This is a genomic window from Noviherbaspirillum sp. (genome assembly GCF_035654295.1).
Classification (GTDB): Bacteria; Pseudomonadota; Gammaproteobacteria; order Burkholderiales; family Burkholderiaceae_D; genus Noviherbaspirillum.
In genome coordinates this window covers 1-4346 of the sequence record NZ_DASRXF010000111.1, presented here as the reverse complement: position 1 = coordinate 4346, position 4346 = coordinate 1, and the positions used below count along the sequence as shown (strand labels likewise).

Genomic DNA, 4346 nt, shown 5'->3' with positions numbered 1-4346 from the left:
CAACGGCGTGATCGCCGGCATCTTCGGCGTGAAATACCTGTCGATGCTGTCGGGCTTCGTGTTCTTCTCGCACCAGGTGGGCAGCTTCATCGGCGTTTGGCTCGGCGGCTACCTGTTCACGCGCGACGGCAGCTACGACACTGTCTGGGCCATCGTCATCGCGCTCGGCGTGTTCGCCGCGCTGGTGAACCTGCCGATCAACGAGAAAGCCATTGCACGCCAGCCGCAGCCAGCGGCAGCATGACATCATGGGCGACGGACTGAAACGCTTCCTGATCGGCATCGCCATCGCGGCGGTGCTGGCGGGCGTTCTCGTCGCTTACCTGCAGCCGTCTTTCGTCTTCGACCTCGCCAACCGAATCATCCTATGCTTCTGAACCCTGCATCCTTGCCTGCTGCCCGCCCCGTCGTCCAGGACCTGGTCGCGTCCCGCATCCGTGAAGTCGCCAATGCCGGCATCGGGCTGCAGGACGTGCTGCCCTTCTGGTTCGGCGAGCCGGACCAGATGACGCCGGACTTCATCCGCGCCGCCGCGAAGCAATCGCTGGATGCGGGCGAGACCTTCTACACGCACAACTTCGGCATCCCGCCGCTGCGCGAAGCAATCGCCGCCTACCTGTCGGCATTGCATCGTCCGGTCGATCCCGGCCGCGTGGCGGTGACATCCTCGGGCGTGTCGGCGCTGATGCTGCTGGCGCAGCTCATCATCAATCCCGGCGACCGCGTGGTCGCCGTCACGCCGCTATGGCCCAACCTGGTCGAGATCCCGAAGATCCTCGGGGCGGAAGTGGTGAAAGTGCCGCTGCGCTTCGGCAAGACCTGGGAGCTGGATCTGCAGCAGCTGCTGGACGCGCTCGCGCCCGGCACCAAAGCAGTGCTGATCAATTCGCCGAACAACCCGACCGGCTGGGTGATCGCGAAGGAGCAGCAGGAAGTCCTGCTCGCGCATTGCCGCAAGCACGGCATCTGGATCCTGGCCGACGATGTCTACGAGCGCCTCGTGTATGACGTGGCATCTGGCACGCGCGGCTGCGCCCCCTCCTTCCTCGACATCGCGGTGCCGGAAGACCGCCTGGTATCGGCCAACAGCTTTTCCAAATCGTGGTTGATGACCGGCTGGCGGCTCGGATGGGTGGTGGCGCCGGAGCCGCTGATGGCGGACCTGGGCAAGCTGATTGAATACAACACTTCCTGCGCGCCCGGCTTCGTGCAGCGCGCCGGCGTCGTTGCCGTCGAACGCGGCGAGGAGATCATCGCCCATACCGTCGCCCGCTACCAGGCCGCGCGCGATTTCCTCTACGAGCGCCTGAATGCGCTGCCCGGCATCACCACGCCCAAGCCGAAAGGCGCGATGTACCTCTTCTTCCGTGTGGACGGCGCGCAGGACACGCTGGCGCTGTGCAAGCGCATGGTGGTGGAAGCCAAGCTCGGCCTGGCGCCGGGCAATGCCTTCGGCCCCGAGGGCGAAGGCTATGTCCGCTGGTGCTTCGCAAGCTCGCTGGAGCGGCTGGACGAAGGCGTGCAGCGCCTGGCGCGCTTCATGGAAAAGGCCTGAGGCGCCTTACACCGAACGCGTGATGCCGCCGTCCACGCGCAGGTTCTGGCCGGTGATGTAACCGGCATCCGCCGACAGCAGGAAAGCCACGGTCTTCGCGATCTCTTCCTGCGTGCCCTGGCGTCCCATCGGGATCTGCGCGAGCGTCGCCTCGTTCTGCGCGATGGAGTCAACGTACCCCGGCAGCACGTTATTGATGCGGATACCGGACTTCGCCACCTCGTCCGCGTAAATCTTCGTAAAGCTGCCGAGCGCGGCGCGCAATGCCGACGAGATCGGGAAGCGCGCCGTGGGCTCGTACGCAGCGAAGGTGGAAATGTTCACGATCGCCCCGCCGCCCTGCGCCTGCATCACGGGCGTGACCAGGCGCGCCATGCGCACCACATTCAGCAGCAGCAGGTCGAGCCCGGCATGCCAGTCGTCGTCGCTGAGTTCCAGCAGCGGCCCCTTCTTCGGATGGCCGGTATTGTTGACCGCGGCATCGATGCGGCCATGCGTGTCCATTGCCAGCGCAACCAGCTTCTGCAGGTCGGCGGCATTGTCGCTCGACCCTTGCAGCGCCGTCGCGCCGAGTTCCGTTGCCAGCGCCTGGATATCCGCCGACCGCGACATCAGCACCAGCTTGTAGCCCCGTGCCGCCAGTTCCCGCGCGCACGCGGCGCCCATGCCGCGCGAGGCGGCGGTAATCACTGCAACCTTGTCCATTTGTCTTGCCTCAAGTTGGATTGACTGGACATCATAGCAAGGGCCTGTCCGGGCTGCCGTAGAATAGCCAAATGGACATCACCCTTCCCGAACTGGAACAAGTCATCAACTACTGGCGCGCGCTGCGGCCCTCGACCGGCGAAGAACGCGCACTGTCACCTGAGGTAAACGCCCTGGCCGACGTCTACGCGATGATGATCTTCACCAAGGCCCATTCCCTGCCCTACGCCAGCCTGGAACCGGCCGCACGCCAGCTCGTGGACGCCTGGCGCACGCAGAAAAAATAACTTCAAGGCAATAATCGCCCGGTTTTCCGGCGCATGTCACATCTCCCGCCCCTGCCTCGTCTTGTCAGCAAGACCCTCTGCGTAACGAGGACACCAAGGAGATCACTCATGCTGAAATGGTTCGTCCGGCGTCAGCTCGACGCGTTTGAAAAGGATTACGGCTACGACGCCGCCTACATGCGCGAAATGCTCGACACCAGCTTCACCGGCCTGCGCCGCTACGCCGCCGTCTCGAAAGTGGCCGCGCATCGCGAGGACGTCCCGCTCGACACCTGGTACGCGGCGAAGATCGTCGCCATACTGGCGGAAGACTGCGGCCCGTGCACGCAACTCATGGTCACGATGGCCGAGCGCGAAGGGATATCGCAGGCGGTGCTGCGGGCGATCCTCGCCGGCGACGAAGCCGGCATGGGCGAACAGGCACTGCTCGGCGTGCGCTATGCCCGCGCGGTGCTGGCCCACGATCCCCAGGCCGACACGCTGCGCGAAGAGATCGTGCGGCGCTGGGGACCGCGCGCCGTGGTATCGCTGGCGCTGGGTATCGCTGCCTCCCGCGTCTTCCCGACCGTAAAATATGCGCTTGGACACGGCAAGGCATGCAACCGGGTGCGCGTGGGAAACACGGAAGCCCGCCCGCTGCTCAACACCTCGCCGGCATGACAACTGGAGGACCCGGCATGGACATCCCGGCAGACGCAAGCGACGATTTCGAACCGCACCGCCGCCACCTGCGCGGCCTCGCCTACCGCATGCTCGGCTCGCGCGCCGAAGCGGAGGACGCGGTGCAGGACGCGTGGCTGCGCTGGCACGCAACCGACCGCGGCGCGGTCGACAATCCGCGCGCCTTCCTCTCGCGTACTGTTACCCGCCTGTGCCTCGACCGCATCAAGTCGGCGCAGGCCCAGCGCGAAGTGTATGTCGGTGCGTGGCTGCCGGAACCGCTGGTGGATGACGACACGCAATTCCAGCCCGGGCCGGAAGCGATACACGAACTGGCCAACGACCTGTCCTACGCCTTCATGCTGACACTGGAGCGTCTCTCGCCGCTGGAGCGCGCCGCCTTCCTGCTGCACGACGTGTTCGACATGGAGTTTCGCGAAGTGGCCGCCACGCTCGGCCGTTCGGAAAGCGCCTGCCGTCAGCTCGCCTCGCGTGCGCGCAGCAACGTGCAAGCGAACCGGCCCAGTTTCAAGCCGACGCCCGAGGAAGAATCCCGGCTGGCGGATGCCTTCGTCAATGCCATTCGCGACGGGGATGTGGGAGCGCTCGCACGCGTGCTGGCACAGGACGCGACCTTTGTGTCGGACGGCGGGGGCCGTGCGACAGCGGTGCCGAAACCGCTGGTCGGAAATGAAATCATTGCCAGGGCGGTCATCGGCTTTGTACGCCTCTACAATCCGCGCGATTACCGCACGCGCCCGGCGCGGGTGAACGGTCTTCCGGGGTTCGTTGTGTCGTCCGTGCAGGGGGAGTTGATTCAGACGATCGCGCTGGAACCGGACGGGAATGGGCGGATCAAGGCGATCTATGTGATGCGTAATCCGGAGAAGCTGCGGGGGGTGGCGCCGTGAGGGCAAGTGACGGTTTCGGTGCTACCCGCCGTAACGTCCTTTATGAACTGGTGGGTTTCGCTTCGCTCTACCCACCCTACCGTCCTTTATAAAGAACCGTAGGGTGGGTAGAGCGCAGTGTTTAGCCGGGACACATGGGTAACACCTGTCGGGAGACATAGGTAACACATGTGATCACGATTTTAGGCGATGTTCCGCAGGTCGACCTGCCTGAGGTGTTTATGACAG

Annotated in this window: 6 protein-coding genes and 1 pseudogene; 6 read left to right on the top strand and 1 reads right to left on the bottom strand. The window is 64.9% G+C overall.

Features of this window, described 5'->3' with window-relative positions; all coding sequences use genetic code 11:
* From VFF99_RS11870 to VFF99_RS11860, 3 genes and pseudogenes are all read left to right on the top strand, one after another.
* Positions 1 to 244, top strand: a pseudogene (locus tag VFF99_RS11870) (MFS transporter); the annotation flags it as partial.
* A 4-nt stretch (positions 245 to 248) separates the two neighbouring features.
* Entirely contained in the window at positions 249 to 377 is a 129-nt protein-coding gene (locus VFF99_RS11865; protein ID WP_325018119.1) for a hypothetical protein, read from the top strand.
* Positions 368 to 1555 (top strand): pyridoxal phosphate-dependent aminotransferase, encoded by a 1188-nt coding sequence (locus tag VFF99_RS11860; RefSeq protein WP_325018117.1) that lies wholly within the window; start codon positions 368 to 370, stop codon positions 1553 to 1555. The genes VFF99_RS11865 and VFF99_RS11860 overlap by 10 nt, the downstream gene beginning before the upstream one ends.
* Before the next feature lie 6 nt (positions 1556 to 1561).
* Here the strand turns inward: VFF99_RS11860 and VFF99_RS11855 are convergent, their stop codons facing one another.
* Entirely contained in the window at positions 1562 to 2260 is a 699-nt protein-coding gene (locus VFF99_RS11855) for an SDR family oxidoreductase (protein WP_325018115.1), read from the bottom strand.
* 71 nt (positions 2261 to 2331) lie between these two features.
* Here VFF99_RS11855 and VFF99_RS11850 point away from each other — a divergent pair, with 71 nt between their 5' ends.
* The 3 genes from VFF99_RS11850 to VFF99_RS11840 all read left to right on the top strand — a co-directional run bounded on the left by VFF99_RS11850 (position 2332) and on the right by VFF99_RS11840 (position 4118).
* Positions 2332 to 2547, top strand: a complete 216-nt coding sequence (locus VFF99_RS11850; RefSeq protein WP_325018113.1) for a DUF3717 domain-containing protein — start codon at positions 2332 to 2334, stop codon at positions 2545 to 2547.
* 108 nt (positions 2548 to 2655) lie between these two features.
* Entirely contained in the window at positions 2656 to 3207 is a 552-nt protein-coding gene (locus VFF99_RS11845) for a hypothetical protein (protein WP_325018112.1), read from the top strand.
* A gap of 17 nt (positions 3208 to 3224) precedes the next feature.
* Positions 3225 to 4118 carry a sigma-70 family RNA polymerase sigma factor gene (locus VFF99_RS11840; RefSeq protein WP_325018110.1) on the top strand — a complete coding sequence of 298 codons (894 nt, stop codon included), beginning with the start codon at positions 3225 to 3227 and terminating at the stop codon, positions 4116 to 4118.
* The last annotated feature ends 228 nt before the right edge of the window (positions 4119 to 4346 follow it).

What these genes read in the sequence shown, in the direction of transcription:
- VFF99_RS11855 (WP_325018115.1), bottom strand. Translation starts at nt 2,260, where the DNA reads ATGGACAAGGTTGCAGTGATTACCGCCGCCTCGCGCGGCATGGGCGCC.
- VFF99_RS11860 (WP_325018117.1), top strand. Translation starts at nt 368, where the DNA reads ATGCTTCTGAACCCTGCATCCTTGCCTGCTGCCCGCCCCGTCGTCCAG.
- VFF99_RS11865 (WP_325018119.1), top strand. Translation starts at nt 249, where the DNA reads ATGGGCGACGGACTGAAACGCTTCCTGATCGGCATCGCCATCGCGGCG.
- VFF99_RS11845 (WP_325018112.1), top strand. Translation starts at nt 2,656, where the DNA reads ATGCTGAAATGGTTCGTCCGGCGTCAGCTCGACGCGTTTGAAAAGGAT.
- VFF99_RS11840 (WP_325018110.1), top strand. Translation starts at nt 3,225, where the DNA reads ATGGACATCCCGGCAGACGCAAGCGACGATTTCGAACCGCACCGCCGC.
- VFF99_RS11850 (WP_325018113.1), top strand. Translation starts at nt 2,332, where the DNA reads ATGGACATCACCCTTCCCGAACTGGAACAAGTCATCAACTACTGGCGC.